This window comes from Lachnoclostridium sp. Marseille-P6806, assembly GCF_964238185.1.
Lineage (GTDB): Bacteria > Bacillota > Clostridia > Lachnospirales > Lachnospiraceae > Brotaphodocola.
In genome coordinates this window covers 37,745-52,625 of record NZ_CAXSLG010000008.1, presented here as the reverse complement: position 1 = coordinate 52,625, position 14,881 = coordinate 37,745, and the positions used below count along the sequence as shown (strand labels likewise).

The 14,881-nt window shown below is 42.2% G+C and carries 25 protein-coding genes and 1 tRNA gene; 2 read left to right on the top strand and 24 right to left on the bottom strand.

All coding sequences use genetic code 11. From position 1 onward, the window contains the following. Positions 1-8: 8 nt before the first annotated feature. The 24 genes from ACESON_RS11265 to ACESON_RS11150 all read right to left on the bottom strand — a co-directional run bounded on the left by ACESON_RS11265 (position 9) and on the right by ACESON_RS11150 (position 13,284). Positions 9-935: a ParB N-terminal domain-containing protein gene (locus ACESON_RS11265; RefSeq protein WP_373109891.1), complete on the bottom strand. Its 927-nt coding sequence runs from the start codon at positions 933-935 to the stop codon at positions 9-11. Next, positions 884-2,329, bottom strand: a complete 1,446-nt coding sequence (locus ACESON_RS11260) for a hypothetical protein (RefSeq protein ID WP_373109889.1) — start codon at positions 2,327-2,329, stop codon at positions 884-886. Before ACESON_RS11260 ends, ACESON_RS11265 begins: the two co-directional genes overlap by 52 nt. 254 nt (positions 2,330-2,583) lie before the next feature. Beyond that, a tRNA-Lys gene (locus ACESON_RS11255) sits at positions 2,584-2,659 on the bottom strand. Continuing rightward, complete coding sequence (locus ACESON_RS11250) at positions 2,660-3,178, bottom strand: hypothetical protein (RefSeq protein ID WP_373109888.1); 519 nt, start codon at positions 3,176-3,178, stop codon at positions 2,660-2,662. It abuts the tRNA gene before it with no gap. Continuing rightward, complete coding sequence (locus ACESON_RS11245; protein ID WP_373109886.1) at positions 3,141-3,410, bottom strand: hypothetical protein; 270 nt, start codon at positions 3,408-3,410, stop codon at positions 3,141-3,143. The genes ACESON_RS11250 and ACESON_RS11245 overlap by 38 nt, the downstream gene beginning before the upstream one ends. Positions 3,411-3,604: 194 nt before the next feature. After that, positions 3,605-4,183 (bottom strand): hypothetical protein, encoded by a 579-nt coding sequence (locus tag ACESON_RS11240; protein ID WP_373109885.1) that lies wholly within the window; start codon positions 4,181-4,183, stop codon positions 3,605-3,607. A 256-nt stretch (positions 4,184-4,439) separates the two neighbouring features. Then, positions 4,440-4,679 (bottom strand): hypothetical protein, encoded by a 240-nt coding sequence (locus tag ACESON_RS11235; RefSeq protein WP_373109883.1) that lies wholly within the window; start codon positions 4,677-4,679, stop codon positions 4,440-4,442. Beyond that, entirely contained in the window at positions 4,669-5,313 is a 645-nt protein-coding gene (locus ACESON_RS11230) for a putative HNHc nuclease (protein ID WP_373109881.1), read from the bottom strand. Before ACESON_RS11230 ends, ACESON_RS11235 begins: the two co-directional genes overlap by 11 nt. Then, complete coding sequence (locus ACESON_RS11225; protein ID WP_373109879.1) at positions 5,306-5,938, bottom strand: single-stranded DNA-binding protein; 633 nt, start codon at positions 5,936-5,938, stop codon at positions 5,306-5,308. Before ACESON_RS11225 ends, ACESON_RS11230 begins: the two co-directional genes overlap by 8 nt. Before the next feature lie 11 nt (positions 5,939-5,949). Then, positions 5,950-6,450 (bottom strand): hypothetical protein, encoded by a 501-nt coding sequence (locus ACESON_RS11220; protein WP_373109877.1) that lies wholly within the window; start codon positions 6,448-6,450, stop codon positions 5,950-5,952. 9 nt (positions 6,451-6,459) lie between these two features. Continuing rightward, positions 6,460-6,621, bottom strand: coding sequence for a hypothetical protein (locus ACESON_RS11215; RefSeq protein WP_373109875.1), 162 nt, complete (start codon positions 6,619-6,621; stop codon positions 6,460-6,462). Then, entirely contained in the window at positions 6,611-7,069 is a 459-nt protein-coding gene (locus ACESON_RS11210) for a RusA family crossover junction endodeoxyribonuclease (RefSeq protein WP_373109872.1), read from the bottom strand. The genes ACESON_RS11215 and ACESON_RS11210 overlap by 11 nt, the downstream gene beginning before the upstream one ends. After that, a complete protein-coding gene (locus ACESON_RS11205) occupies positions 7,056-7,256 on the bottom strand; it encodes a hypothetical protein (RefSeq protein ID WP_373109870.1) in 201 nt (66 codons plus the stop codon). Before ACESON_RS11205 ends, ACESON_RS11210 begins: the two co-directional genes overlap by 14 nt. A 10-nt stretch (positions 7,257-7,266) precedes the next feature. After that, the gene (locus tag ACESON_RS11200) at positions 7,267-7,656 is read right to left on the bottom strand and encodes a helix-turn-helix domain-containing protein (protein ID WP_373109868.1); all 390 of its coding nucleotides are present in this window, start codon (positions 7,654-7,656) and stop codon (positions 7,267-7,269) included. Positions 7,657-7,658: 2 nt separating this feature from the next. Continuing rightward, the gene (locus ACESON_RS11195; protein ID WP_373109866.1) at positions 7,659-8,510 is read right to left on the bottom strand and encodes an ATP-binding protein; all 852 of its coding nucleotides are present in this window, start codon (positions 8,508-8,510) and stop codon (positions 7,659-7,661) included. Positions 8,511-8,517: 7 nt separating this feature from the next. Beyond that, the gene (locus tag ACESON_RS11190) at positions 8,518-9,345 is read right to left on the bottom strand and encodes a hypothetical protein (RefSeq protein WP_373109864.1); all 828 of its coding nucleotides are present in this window, start codon (positions 9,343-9,345) and stop codon (positions 8,518-8,520) included. Positions 9,346-9,392: 47 nt separating this feature from the next. Then, positions 9,393-10,292: a phage recombination protein Bet gene (gene bet, locus ACESON_RS11185; RefSeq protein ID WP_373109862.1), complete on the bottom strand. Its 900-nt coding sequence runs from the start codon at positions 10,290-10,292 to the stop codon at positions 9,393-9,395. Between the two features lie 5 nt (positions 10,293-10,297). Further along, entirely contained in the window at positions 10,298-11,017 is a 720-nt protein-coding gene (locus ACESON_RS11180; RefSeq protein WP_373109860.1) for a hypothetical protein, read from the bottom strand. Positions 11,018-11,026: 9 nt separating this feature from the next. Beyond that, a complete protein-coding gene (locus ACESON_RS11175; protein WP_373109857.1) occupies positions 11,027-11,293 on the bottom strand; it encodes a hypothetical protein in 267 nt (88 codons plus the stop codon). Positions 11,294-11,307: 14 nt separating this feature from the next. Beyond that, the gene (locus ACESON_RS11170; RefSeq protein WP_373109855.1) at positions 11,308-11,928 is read right to left on the bottom strand and encodes a hypothetical protein; all 621 of its coding nucleotides are present in this window, start codon (positions 11,926-11,928) and stop codon (positions 11,308-11,310) included. 190 nt (positions 11,929-12,118) lie between these two features. Then, positions 12,119-12,340, bottom strand: a complete 222-nt coding sequence (locus tag ACESON_RS11165) for a hypothetical protein (RefSeq protein ID WP_373109853.1) — start codon at positions 12,338-12,340, stop codon at positions 12,119-12,121. Continuing rightward, on the bottom strand, positions 12,337-12,489 hold the full coding sequence (locus ACESON_RS11160; protein WP_373109851.1) for a hypothetical protein: 153 nt from the start codon (positions 12,487-12,489) through the stop codon (positions 12,337-12,339). The genes ACESON_RS11165 and ACESON_RS11160 overlap by 4 nt, the downstream gene beginning before the upstream one ends. Continuing rightward, positions 12,479-12,988, bottom strand: coding sequence for a helix-turn-helix domain-containing protein (locus tag ACESON_RS11155; RefSeq protein WP_373109849.1), 510 nt, complete (start codon positions 12,986-12,988; stop codon positions 12,479-12,481). Before ACESON_RS11155 ends, ACESON_RS11160 begins: the two co-directional genes overlap by 11 nt. A gap of 32 nt (positions 12,989-13,020) precedes the next feature. Next, on the bottom strand, positions 13,021-13,284 hold the full coding sequence (locus ACESON_RS11150; protein ID WP_373109848.1) for a helix-turn-helix domain-containing protein: 264 nt from the start codon (positions 13,282-13,284) through the stop codon (positions 13,021-13,023). A 139-nt stretch (positions 13,285-13,423) separates the two neighbouring features. On the opposite strand from ACESON_RS11150, the gene ACESON_RS11145 reads away from it, so the two are divergent. Further along, positions 13,424-13,843 (top strand): helix-turn-helix domain-containing protein, encoded by a 420-nt coding sequence (locus ACESON_RS11145; RefSeq protein WP_373109846.1) that lies wholly within the window; start codon positions 13,424-13,426, stop codon positions 13,841-13,843. A 49-nt stretch (positions 13,844-13,892) separates the two neighbouring features. Then, positions 13,893-14,771 carry an ImmA/IrrE family metallo-endopeptidase gene (locus ACESON_RS11140; RefSeq protein ID WP_373109844.1) on the top strand — a complete coding sequence of 293 codons (879 nt, stop codon included), beginning with the start codon at positions 13,893-13,895 and terminating at the stop codon, positions 14,769-14,771. Positions 14,772-14,881: the final 110 nt, after the last annotated feature.

Here is a 14,881-nt window from a genome sequence, read left to right as displayed (position 1 = left end):
GCTTTATCCTACTTCCCGGTCAGGTACTCAACCGCCAGGTATTCAATGGCTTGCCACTTATTCTTAGAACCTATCACGCCTTCGTCTGCCATTTTCTTTACCGCTTCTTGGATAATTTCCGCTGCCTCTGCTGGTACGGCGCTGCTACCGAAGATACTTGTCAGTTGTACCCACTCACTGTCTTCCGTATACCCGATATTCTCAAACATCTGCTCCGTACATTTAATCATGGCATGGATGGCGGCTCCGGTATTCTTTACATTGGCGAACTGCTGATATTTTGTAAGCGTTTCAAGAAATGGCTTGTACTGTTCTATGTCAGCAACTCCGAGGAAATCTGGTTTTGTACTTTCCAGTGCATCAATGAGTTTTTGCAAATCTGCAATCTGATGTGGAAGAAATGTAAATGTCAGGTTCTTCCAATCAAAATCTACTGTGGGAGATAGATACTTTTCCAGCTCTGCCTCCGGTTCTTCAAGAATATCCTTTCCGGCATAGCTCTCTATCATATCATCTACATCTTCCAGCATCTTTGCCAGTTCCTTAAGTGTGGACTGGTCATCAAATCCACTGATCGCATTATGTGCAATCTGCTTTGCCACAATCTTAGAACGATTCAATCCGCTGACATCCAAGATAACAAAGAACTCTTTAATTCCAGCATCCTTTCCGGAACGTATCCTGTGATGTCCGGAAATAATTTCAATTCTATTTCCGTCTTCTGTCAGCGCACAAAAAGGCAGCGATTCAAGCTGACCTCTTTTCTTGATATTGTCCGTCAACTGTCGCTGCATCTCATTTTTCATAATCCGGGCGTTTATATCCTGTTCCCTGATACACTCAGCTGGAACTCTTGCGATAATCAGCCCGGAACCCATATCAGCTATTTGCTCGTATCGGATTTTGCTTTGGCTTTCGCTCTTTCCTTCTGCCATTTATTTTCCCTCCTTAACCATTCTGTAAGCGTTTCTTTTTCTGTCCGCTCCTTTAGCTCTGATTCATAAGTCAATCTGAATCCCATCTTCGGATCAGGAACACGCTTTGTCAATTTCATAACTCCACGCATTTCCTTCGCCTCCGGATACTTTGTCATCTGGACTGTTTTTAGATGTCCGACTTTTTCTTTCTCCAGATCTGTGCATATCTTATATACAAATTCTCTGTTCTGAGCCAACATAGTCAACAATCTTCCCAGCCGGTACTTGACGTGCGGAACTGTCATTCCGTACATCAAGAAAAGAGCATCCGATACCTGAGTACCAAATGCTCCCATTGTAAGCGCTGCCTTATCAACGCCAAATACACCAGCTATTTTCCCGTCAATCAGAACAGCTATGTTGATCGGCGCAGAGGAGCCAACAAAGTTGTGAGTCCACAACTGACGGTAATACTGAGCTTCCGCCCTTTCAATCTGGCATAACTGCACCTTTGTCTTTTCTGTAATTTCGTAATCTCTTGGCAGCATACTACATTCCAGACAATTAAGTTTGCTTTCGCCCGGTCTGGCAATCTTCTTTCCATTAGCCAGGTCTGTTGCCTCTTCTGGTCTATTAGCTGTAAGATACACATTTACCCCGCTACGGACACCATATCTGGCAAATACCGGTTCTCCGGCAGTCTTTCCTGGCTCATTTTCCTCATAGCAAAGAACCAGGCATTTTGCATCCTTGCACAAATCCATGAACTCCTGCAAGCCTGTCTTCGGATCAAAGATTCCATATTCTGGTTCCTTCCAGGTCATCATGCCGCCAGTATCATAATACTTTTCAAATCCTGCGGCGTATGTTGGCGGATTCGCAATAACAATACAGTGTTCATCATTCAGAACCTCGTCCATATGCTTCCACATATCCAGCGCCCGGTAGTTCATTCCATTCAGGATTCCTTTTGCCCGTTCCAGCTGCTCCCTGATATTTCTAATGTGTTCCTCCCTCCGGCTTGCCAGGTCTAACATGAAATTATAGAAATACTCCTTACCAGCGTTCTTTACTGTGCTGAGATACTTCCACGCATACATCGCCACCGCCGGATCCAGCAATTCTTCATCGCTGAATCCTTTGGCGTGAATCTCCAACTCGTCCAATGGTTTACCTGTTACTGCATATCCCATGATTGATGTGAACATAGAAACATCTGAAGACTCAACCTCACTCGGTTTGAACCCGGACTGAACTGCCAGATGTGACATGGCAAATGCACCAGCACACGGCTCTACGAACTTTGTGTACCCGTTCTTTCTGGCATTTTCCAAAAGCACCTTCAGGAACTTTTGTTCCGATGGAACCAGTGTTCCCAGGAAGAATGCCCCAGGATTCTGAAACATCGCCATTTCCTTTCCCTCCTTCTTTTCCGTATATTTTATTGCCCGGAACTATAAAGCCTCTGGATTACACTGTAAAACATCCCAGGCATAAGAAAAAGCCGTTGCATAAACCAACCGCTTTACACTTTCACAACTTTATTGTGCATACTTACCAATCAGTAATTTTATATTCCCCGTGATCGGAGAGACATCTACTGTCACATTGCACAAATCCAAGTCATAAGAAAAGCCCCACCCATTTCTGAGTGAGGCATTGTTTTTGGTCCGCCGAGCAGGAATCAAACACTGCGTCCTCCCGGTAAAGAGCCGGGTGCTTTAACACTAAGCTATCAGCGGTTAGGTATTGTAGTGAGGATACATCATGTGGTACAAATCTCCCATGAACGACAGCTGCTCATATCCGGACTCTTCTTCTCTCAGCTTCTGCTCCTCTTTCTTCCTTTGCTTTTCTCCGGGATCCGGTGACGGATCTGGAAGCTCTTCTATCTTCTGTCCCGTCTTTTTGTACCACCATTCAGCAAAGACCAATCTATGACACCATTCACCAGGTTTCCGGACATCTTCATAGCAGCAAAGCACTACATCCTTTCCTTCATCCAGATACGACTGAATGATAGCCCCGATGACTGGGTATCCACTTTTTTCTAAATGTCTGAAGTACGGTTCTCTGAATCTTGCTCTATCATTTTCATTCCAGAGGTATCCTGGCGGCGCTATCTGTATGATGTCACCGGAAATCCTATACTTCACTGGGAACCTCGGCATACTTCGGACAACTCCGACTACCGTATATTTCCCCGTTTCCAACTCCTTGTTACTAAATCTGCTGGTATACAACTTTGGCATTCTTATCATTCTCCCTTCCATAGATGTCGACTAATGTTTCAATTCCTTCAGCAATTCTTGCCTTCGTGTCTTCACCCAGGGATAAGTAGAACCTTTCATGCACCATACACTCATACGCTTTTTTCATCCGCAATGACTGCTCTGGTGTGATACCTAGCCGGAAGTCTTTTGCAATTCTCAGCGCTTTCTTGTACTGATGTTCTGCAACCAAGCTTCTCACAATGTCACTCTTCCGAATCATTTCTATCACCTCTGTAATTACCTTTTGGTAAGTTTCCTTATCTTCATTCTAACCCTTTACTGTCTGGTGTCAATCGAAAGTCCCTTATTTTTAAGGAGTGACATATGAGTTGTTCACGGGTTACATCTTACCATACAGTAAGCAGAACTGTCAATGCCCTCGTTTTGCCCTTGTGACTGTCCCGTGGTTCCATTCTACCGTTCAAATCCATCAATTCCAAAGATAAGAGCCGTCAAACGCTTGCAAGCTGCCTTAATGTCCTTGTATACGGTACGTTCATTTACAAATTCTTCTTCAGCGATTTCCTGCACCGTTTTCGGTACTTTATACAGGTACAGCCCTTCAATCACCCTCCACCGGCGTTTCTCCTCATTGTACGGGGACTGTTCGCAGCTTTTTCTGTACACTTCCAGCATGGTATTCACATGGTTCATGATTACTTTGGTCCTTATTACCCCTCTCTCGATACTTTCTATCCTTCCATCATTATCTCTTCTTCTTCCCTCCATCAGTTCAATAATATCCACAATGTCTTCATCCAGCTCCTCATAGATTCTATATATCGCCCGATCTCCATAATCCGAGAAATCTCGATAATGTTCCAGAAGGAGTTTCGTATTCTTGTATCTCTTATCGAACTTCGCTTTCTCTTCTTCCTTTACTTTCTGCTGGTAAGTATTTGTCGCTACCTCTGCAGCTATCTCCGCCGCCTTCTCCGCAATCGCCTCCAGCATCTCCTTACTCAGTGTTTGTCTTCCACCATTCTTTCCCATTGGTAAAACCCTCCTTTTTCGCTGATTGCGTTTTTTCTATACTTCTGATACAATATGTTTACGAGACATATTAAGGATGGCCTTACCAATGGGCTGTCCTTTCTTTTACTCTTCTACCCTGTCCGGTTCTTCCATATCTCTCGGACAATTTTCATCATCCGGATCTCCGCAGATGCATTCCCCGCTATCGCTATCCCGATATGAACAATGCCAACACCGGAAGGATTTATATGCTTCCTGCTTTGTCATTTTCTCCTCACTTTCCGCAAGTGGCAAAATGAGAGATATACCCGATTCCGTCAGCAATCGCCGAACTGCATTTCTCTCCAGCAATCACCCTTCCGTCCTGTGTAACAATTCTCTCTTTTCCTCCCGAAACCGCACGATAGCTTATCAATTCTGGATTTACCGGCATATTCTTTCCTGCTGCTGTCCGAATCCATAAAATCCGGTCCCCGCAATTTCTGCAATTTCCAAATGAATTATCAGTTCTCACTGTTCCTCTCCTCCTTAAACTTTATCCCATACACCCGATACATCTCTTCAAATTTAGCCATCCCTACGGTATGCACCTCTGTATGATGGATTCTGTACAAACATATCTTCCGATGGTTAGAGTCATCCACCTTTTCCCGATCATTTCCCATCCCGATGCTGTCTACGTGATGAATTTCCCCATATCTTCCGCAAACAGCACATCTTTGGTTCTTCAAGCAAGCCCATAGGTAATGATCTATGTCATCCGTCCGGTTACTCCCGAAATCCATCAGCGGAATACCCATTTCAAGTGCCAGATCCAACATAGTGTTGATAAACTCCCTGGCTGTGTCCATTGTGCAGTCTGAAAGAGAAAACTCTTTGCAGCCAGTCCGGATAATGTGTTCCAGCTTCAACCTCTCCTTCATTTCCTCCGGTGCATACCCGGTAAAATCTGCAATATCCCAGATTGTGGCATATGCTTTCCTTCTCTGCTCTGCGCTGATATGCCTTCCATCATCCAGCCAGATCATACAATCTTTAATCCGTTTCTTTACTATTGCTTCTTCCAAATGCCGATCAGGAATGAAAATTTGCAAATGAGTTCCTTCCTGATCTGGCTTATATGCTTTTAGCTCAGCAAACTCATACATCTGATATTCTTCTCAGTTTACTGATCGAAACTTCGTATGCCACCCTTTTTTCTATCTGTTTTTCAGGTAACACTTTCAAATATTCTCTACTCTGGATTCTTCCATAAACGCAGAGTCTGCTTCCTATCTCCATTTCTCTGGCGTACATTGCGTTTCTTCCCCAGGCAATACAGGGTATATAATCCGATCTTCCATAGGAACGATTTACTGCAAGCAGAAGATCTGTAATCTCCCTTCCCAATGGCGTTTTTCTATAGATTGGTTTTTTACAGATATATCCATCCAGAAAAACTTCATTGGACTTTGTGTAATCCTTAAACTCTTTTATGAAATTTATATCCAAAACAAAAACATATAACTCCAGCCTGCTCTTATCTCCACTGTGCCGATTATAAGAACGGTACTGACCTGTTAATTCCACCATTTGTCCTATATAATCCTTATTCACATTAATCAAACGTTCTGATATTACCGCCGGCAATGTATCTTTATTTCCACTGGTTCTTTCCACTTCTACATATACTGTAAAAAATTTTTCTTCATATAATTCATGGTTATAAGTAAATCCTGATACAATTTTTCCTACTATAACCGCATGATTCATTTCAAGAGCTTTTGCATTCATCTTTTTCCCTCCTATACGATATCATCATATGTATAATCATCTTCTCCCGCTGGTTCCAAAAACTCCATCTCATCTTCTACATCGCCTTCCAGTAACGGAACTTCAGGATTTTTCTCAGTTTCATCCATAACCTCCTGAAGATCTGTATCAAATATACTCCGCTGCGAGGTGTTATTTACATAAGTCAAAACATATTCCTGCTTATCTTCATCCCATACCATCGCCATCTCCGGGTTTACGCTTCCTTTTTCCTCATTCTTGATGTTAATGGCGGATGTAACCTTGTGGTCGAATTTTGGTTTCAGAATCTTTCTGGTTTCTCCCTGAATAGCCGGATCATAGTTCGGTATAAATTCCGGAACCAGCTTAATATCAATCGTGATTGTTACCTTCCCATCCATGCTTTCCTTCTCTTTCATGGTTCCAATCGCCCTCTGCAGTACAATGTCAGCATCTCTTCTCATCTTATCAAAGGTTTCTGCTTCAATTCGTAACTCCTTGTAATCTCCCATATCGCTCTCCTATCTCAGATTTTCTATATGTTTTAGAATGCATTCTTTACATCCATGTTCTCTATAACCTATGCACTCTCTTTCAAAATCAATTTCAGCATCATCATCCAGCGGGCAAGAAAAGCAATGTCTCATAAATGCTTCAATCAACAGCTCTTCATTAGGTGTCATCTTCTCCTCCGATCTGCATAATTTTCACTTCCACTCTGGGCTGCTCCGAATAATATTTCCGGAACATCCCGTCCACGATCATTGCATCATCTCTGTATGCAATGCCATTGAGGCTATCGCATATAACCTTTGCGATATTGTCAAAATCCGGTTTCTTTACCGGTCTAATTTTCCCCTCTATCATTTCCTGCCGTTTTTTCTTTGAAACGCTTTTCGGAATCCCATAAAAGGCAAAAATCCGAACATCCAGCATTGCTTCATCTGGAAACCGGAAGTTATCACACTGAACTCCGTATTCTGCTTTTACCTGATTCTCATACATCACTGTATTCTTTGGTGTGTAAGCTCTGGCGAAGGTCTTTTCTCCGTCAGCAGATTTTCTGACTGATACCCGTGGTCTTCCCTTTGCTTTCGGCTCACCATATACAGTGAATTTAACCGTTTTCACTTTCTATCGCCTCCAATATCGCATTTTCATCCAAGAACATTTCTGGTTCTCCATCTGCACAAGGCGGGAAAATTGGTCCACTTGGTCCGCCTCTCACTCCGCCATCACAGTCATAATTAAATCTGCAATACTGACACCATTTGTCTCCGTCATGCTCTTCCACCCACTTCAACACTCTTTCATCCATGTATTACCTCCTACTGACTCTCTAAGCTGGATTCCTCCAGTTTAGCCTGAAGGCAGAGATAGTTGCTTTTCCCTTTCTCTCTCGGAACCTTAATCTGCCGGACTGTATATCCATTCTTTACCAAAATTCCAGATACCGTCTGCCGGTCTTCCTGGGTATAAATTCTAAGCTCCGCCAACGGATTGAATTTATCCCGCCTCACTCCAAACAGTTCCTCTGGTCCAACCTCCAGCGCCTGAGCTATGTCCAGAAGAGCCGAGCATGGGATATCTGTTGCTCCGGTCTCATAATTTCCTATTGTACTTTCCCCTCTTCCGGTCATCTCAGCCAATTTCCGCTGAGAAATCTTGCTTTCTTCCCGGATAGCCCTGATATACTTTCCTACTTCTTTGCTGTCCATATTCATCCCTCCAGTATCTTTTTCGTCTCTTCAAACCTCTTGAACGCCTGACGCTTCCGCCAAGATGTTCCAGAAAACTCCATCGGATAACACATTTCAAATATCCGGTCATAGATTCTTTCATACCTAATATCTGTAGTATTCTGCATCTGCTGGAGCGTGAGGTTTGTTGTGAGAATCAATGGCTTTTTGGCCCTGTATCTACTGTCGATAATTCCATATACTTTTTCCAGAGCATAATCTGTACTTCGCTCTGCTCCGAGGTCATCTATTATCAGCAGCCTGACACTATTTAAACGATTGGAAAAGGCTTCCTCTCTCTCTCGGTCAAACCCCTGCATCTCCTGTAGTATTCTGACAAATGATGTCATTACCACCGATGTATTTCTTTCCAGCAGGTAATTTGCAATACAAGCCGCCATGTAGCTTTTCCCAGTCCCGACTGTGCCATAGAAAAGAAGTCCCTGGTTTCTTTCATACATGATCTGAAATTTTTCACAATAATTTTTTGCAATCTTTAGATGGTTCTCATTTTCTTTTCTCGTCTGAAAATTCTCAAAAGTTGCTGCCTGAAATGTATCGTCCATCATGCTACTAATTTTTGCTCTCCGAATGCTACTCATTTCCTCTTCTCTACGAAGCTGCTCTTCTTTTATCTGGTTAGCCTCTATCCGACACTTACACATTACCGGCACTTTCTTCGGTTTGCCATCAAACCAAATGATTTCCCCTTCTTTTCTTGTGTTGCATTTCCCGCAATATAAAAGACCATCGCTCCCGATGTAATCATCGGGCAGCGAATATGCTGAATCTGTAATATCAACAAGCACTTTTTCTGCAACTTCTCCTATCACCTTTCATCTACTCCTTCCACTGTCCGAACGGATTATCTTCAAGCGATTTCTGAGTCTGAATTTCTTTTGACGTTCCATCTGGAGCTGGATGCCGTATCAGGCCCGGGTATTTCTTATTGACCTTATCTGTCACCCAGTTCAAAATCGTCATATAGTCGCTCTTGTATGTTTTTCCGGTAGAGCCTTTGTAAAGATTCAACTCTTCGATAAATTTTTCTGTAGCCTTTTCTCCGTATCCGTATACAAGTTTGCTATACTCTTCTTCCTTCAGGGAGACATACTCTGCATATTGTTTCTTCACAACTTTCTTTTTTACTGCCTTTTTGGATTTTTCCTTTGCATCCGGTGGACTGTCCGCAAGATCGTCCGGCGGACTGTCCGTAGGATTATCCTTCGTATTGCTTTCAGAACTTTCTCCCATCTGTTCTTTTTTCATGATCTCAGCTTTTTTTCTGGCTCTCTCAGCCCGTTTTCGCTCTGCATCGTATTCTTTGTTTTTCAGAAACTTATACCACTGCTCCTGCCATGTATCCCAATCGTGTAGGTATAAATCCCCCTCTTCATTTTCATCAATCCATCGCTGCGCAATAAGGCTTTCTACGATTTCCATTTTGTTCAGCCCTTCACTCAGTCCATTTGAGAAAACAGCCCCTGCTACATCGCTTTTATCGCAACTACGTAGTTTCCCGGTTTGGTCTGCATTATTTAGTCCCCATAACCACAAAGAAACAAGGATTCCGAGAGCTTCTTTTTGAGAACACCTAATATCTTTTGCCAATTCTCGAAGTTTTCCTCCTACTACATGGTCATGTACGCTAATCCATGCCAACATCATCACCGCCCTTTTGGTGGCGGCAGATATGTTTCCGCCGCCATTTAGAACTACTCATTTTCTGGTTCTACGTCTTCAGAACTCTCTTCTTCCTTCTCTGAATTTTTCTTGTCTACTTCGATTCCATTTTTCAGAATAGCCATTGCTTTCTCGAACTGATCCACTGTCATGTTCGTAGTTGAATCCAGCCCCATATTGTTACAGATATACTTTACAACTGCATTACCTTTCTTCTTTCCATAGAATCCAGTAGCAAGGTCAAAAAACTCCTGCCGCTGTTCCTGGGAGATGTAAACGTCACATACGGTTTCGGATGTTCCTGTTGCGCCAGTATCAAGAACCCGTCCTCTCTCTGCATCCCGATCTGTATAGCCAAATTCTTCTGCTGTATATAATCCCTGGTAATCATCCGGGAACGCTGCTCTTACCGCCTGAGAGACTGCTACTTTTTCAATCATGGTGCATGGCTTGCTTCCCCAATTCGCCATAGGCTTTCCATCCTTAAACTTCTGGTATTCCTGAAGCGATACCTCTTTGAAAGTTTCCGTTTCCTTACTGTTCAGTTCATGATAGACTCTGCACCAGCCTCCCAGGAGTGTTTCTGATGGATAAAGACAAGTCCCTTCTTTCTGTATAATTTCCTCTCCACGCTGAACAACAATCCCTGATTTCATTCCATTGTAATTCGGATTCTTGAATGCCCTCTTCATATAGGTTTCTTTTCCAATAACCAGCTGTGCCGGTTCATTTCCGAACTTAATCAGATACACTTCTCCGTATACCAGAGGATTTAATTTCTGCGCCTGACAAGTCCGGATGAAGAACAAAACTTCCTGATCGGTCACTTTACCATTACCTCTTACCAAATAATTTTTGACTGTTTCCGGTTCCAGTTTTATTTCTACGCCACCAGCATCATACTTAACAACACTCAACATCTTCTCTTCCATCTTGCTTACCTCCTGATACTCACTTTTGCTGTTTCTTTATACTTGATTCCCGGAATCTGTATACTTCCCTTTGTCGCTCTAATAAGCCGCATAATTGCTTTTTCATCAACCGGTCTAATTTCTACTCCTGAGAATACAACCGGAACTTTTTCATGATCTATTGATTCAATTTCCCAATCTTTAGCTATTCCGATTCCCTTTGTCTTTGGCGTACTCATTACAACCGTTGTGCTTGTAGCTACTGTTTCAACCATCTGCGCTTCTACAAGAGCCATCTCAGCTTCCGCATGATTACCAGCTTCTTCAGCAGCCGCCGCTTCATCCAGTTTCTTATCCCTTTCTGCTTCAGCCTCTAACCGCATCCGTTCTTCAAGCTCTCTCTTTTTTCTTTCCTGCTCTTTCTGATATGCGGCAATATTCACTTTTAAGATTCTTTCCGCTTCCTGAAGTGGTTTCAACATCGCTTTTTCTCTGTCGCACACCGCTTTATGTGCCTTGTAAGCATTGTCCTTCATTGGCTTAAAAAAATCTGTGACTACTTTTGCCTGAGTCTTAATTTTCTGTCCAAATTCAGCTGCTTTTTCATAATCCTCATTGGTTAATATTTTCAATTCTTTGGCTCGTCTCTCAACCAGACTATTGCTCTGCTGAAGTTCCTCTTCCCGCACCAGTTCTACCGGTGTTTCTATTCTTGCTACTACTGCTTCTGTAACTTCCTTGCTCATAAAGTCCTCCTATAAAATCATTGCCATCTTTGCAATTATTCTCAGAATCGCCGCTTCTGTACCCATCTTGGTTTCAGTCTGGTAATCTTCGATCACTTCATCAATCAGATCATCAGCATCCTCTTTGCTTATGCAATGACTTTTCTGTAATGCAGCATTCCCTTTTTTCAATGCCATTTTTACCAAATACATTACATCCGGAGGTGTACCTTCGATTTCTACTCTCACGTCACCTTTTTCATCCGCAATAATCAACAACTTTGCTTTTTTCGCCATTTTCACATGACCTCCTATTTATACTTTTGTATATGATTCCAAACTACCATTAAGGAAGAAAATACCTGCCAACTCTCTATATCATTGGCTTTATATCTCACCATCTGATAGGAACCATCGCTTTTCAGATGTACGATAGCCTTTTCGTCAAATCTAAATCCATGACTCTCATACGCTCTCGCATAGGCTTCCAACTGCACTCCAGTCAACATTCGGTTTACTGTTGCTGATGTTTTGTAATCTATCAGAATCTTTTTCTCATCAATCACGCATGGTAAATCTGCCGTTCCGGCATACCTCAATATTTTGTGATAAACTCTACTTTCCGTTGCCAACGGCTTCGGAGCATGCTCTTCCCAAAACTTCAAAAATGCTTCAAAATATCCTGCATATCTCGGTTCAATATCTTCTATGCCATACAAAACATAATTTTCAGCCGCATTATGTATCGCAGTTCCCCGATTTGCTGCCATTTGCATAATACTTTCATCTATTCCTCTGTAAAGTGCTTCATCTAATGGCTTCATTACCGTTGTGACACTTGGAAGAATTTGTCCATCTAATGTGTAAATATGACGTTTATCCTCAAAGCGTAATTCCGTAAAAAATGGAAGCCCTTTTTTATTCAATTCCATTTATGCCACCTCCGCCGTTGTCAGTTTTTCTCCGAACAACTCCATCATTTCTGATACCGTCATGTCTTCCAGGCATTCTATACATACAGGACCATTATGTCCGTCATAAAATTTTTCTCCTTCAAATATTTCAGCTCCGCACTCTAAACACATCCTGACCGGTTTGGGTTCTGGTGCGTTTGGACACCTGCTATCGCAAGGCATCTTTAGACAGATATTGCACATTCATCACACTCTCCATTCTTACTACGACTTCTCCAACTATCATAATTACTACTCCGGCAATCACTCCCATTAGAGGAATTTTCCATTCTGACCCATCCAGAGCAGATCCCATAAGCGCAATTAAAAAAAATCCAATTCCCGTAATTTTCTCTCCTACCATGATTTGTTTCTTCTTTCGTTTCCTCACTGCGCTACTCTCCTTTCTTTCCAGAATATCGGCGTTACGAATAATCCAATATCTATATCTCTCGTTTTTTCGCAAGCCTCTTCCAACTCCTCAACTGTCTCAATTCCAAACTCGGTTTTTAGATACTCTCTTATCTTCTCAAAATCCATGAGTATCACCGCCATTCTTTATCAGCCGCTCTTTTATCAGTCTTAATTCGCTGATGGATACTGCCAACTTATCCAATTCTTTTGATACGGCTGTAAAATCTTCTTCTTCGTCTGGAGATATTTCTCCATCCTCAGCTATCTTCAGAAGTTCTCTACGCATCTCTTCGATTTCTTTTCCATCTAACTTTGCTATTATTCCAACCGTTACTGCTTCCAGTGTTTTAATCTCTGCAGATACCGGCTGCTGTTTTCCTAATGGACACTGCTCTAAACAATACCGATTTTTCAACTGCGGCGCCCCATAAACATCAGCCATCATCATTATCAAATCTAAGGGTGGTACTGTGATCCCTCTCTCATAATTTGCCAAAGACGAAACAGAAATACCGAAATATTCTGCCGCACTTTCCCTGCTTTTGAGATGTGCATTGTTCTTTGCTGCCAAAATCCTACACTGAAAGTAGATGCTTATGCCCGTATTTACACATCCACAATCCATGTTCTTTTTTCTCCTTATCTGCTAAACTAAACCTAAATGATACCAAGGCCCGAAAGAATTTTGTTCAATTCGTCAAACTTACCATTCGGTAAGTTATTGTCATAAAAAATGGCGTTCATCTCATCGTATGACAGCCCATAAAATTCAGACAATGCAATAACTTCATCCGGCTTGAACTTAACCTCTCCCCTTTCTTTCTTGCTATATGAAACAATGGATTTACCGATTACTTCTGCCAATGTTTCAAGGGATACTCTTCTTCCGGCCCGGAGCTCCCGGAGCCTTGTGCTATCCATTCTTGCACCTCCTTTGTTTTATTTATTATGACATCATCTTAACTTACCTATCGGTAAATGTCAATAATTATATTATATTTTTTGTAAGTATTATTTACTGTTCGGTAATTATGGGATATGATACTGTAGAGGTGATTTTATGCAGATTTTTTCAAACATCCTATACAATCTGTTGAAGCAGAGAAATATAACTCAACGGATGCTTGCCGAAATGGCACATACAACTGAAGCAACTATTTCCCGGTATCTTTCCGATGCAAGGCGTATGCCACGGGCCGACCTGATTATTTCTATTGCGGAGGCTCTGAATGTAAGCACCGATTATCTTCTTGGTCTTACTTCAGTTCCAAACAGAGGATCTTTATCTCCTGAAACAGAGGAACTGATTTACTACTACTCCAATGCATCAGAGAGTGACCGCAAAGTAATATGGGCAGTTCTGGACAAATACCGGGATTCCGACATTAAAATAGCCGCATCCGGTCAGGACAAATGGAATTCAACGGATTCTTCTCTCCGGCAGCAGGCTGTAAAAAAATTCGAAGGCAATAACGTATGATCTGCACATCGCTACATACCAATCCGTTTCTCTCCGTATGGAATTGAGCGTGCAGCAATTACAAGAATTGTTCAGCCGTAAAGCGTTTTCGTTTTTCAGCAAGCGGCTTAATTCTTATGTGATTGCATACAATGATGTTCTTCCATTGATGGATATGCTCTACCAGGTATTTCACGAACTCGGTCATATTTATTTCGGTCACATAAATCCAGACGGAGATTCTCACCATTCTCTGGAATTGCAAGAACGGGCGGCAGATTATTTTGCCGCCTTTATTTTTTCAAAGATTGGAGGCATGAAAACTATGAAAACTTTAACAGGAAATGAACATTTTACTTATGAAGGGATGCCAGCCGGTATCCTTCTCAACGATTTCTGGTCGTGGAACTCTTCTGATTTACTGAATAACACCCTTCGTGGAGCGCTGGCGGAATTTTTGGTAGCTTCTGCTATTGGGATAGACACAACAGTGGCACGCCAAGACTGGACTCCATACGACCTACTTTCTTTGTCCGGCAAGAAAATCGAAGTCAAATGTTCTGCATATCTTCAAAGTTGGAATACTGAGCGTTTATCTAAAATTCAGTTCAGCATCCGTCCAGCCCGATCATGGGACTCTGAAACAGATTTCAGCGATGAAGTAAAACGATGGTCCGATCTTTATGTATTCTGTCTTTACGCAAGCAGAGATCGGAACGAAACGCCGCTCCAACTGGAACAATGGGAGTTTTACCTCCTCCCCACATCAGTCTTAAATCAGCGCTGCGGAGATCAGAAAAACATTTCTTTAAACTCTCTTCTGTCTCTTAATCCGCTAAAAACAACATACAGGGACCTGAATGATGCTATAGAAAGTCTTGACTTGGGCACTACCCCCCCTAAGAACATTTGTTCTTATTTTTACATCTCTTTTTTCACAATGATGTAAATCCTTTTTATGTCCATCGGACCGTCCGTAGGATTGTCCGCGGACATACTATATATTTATATATAGATATATATGGTAATGGTACTGGTACTGGTTACATCGGATTTTCC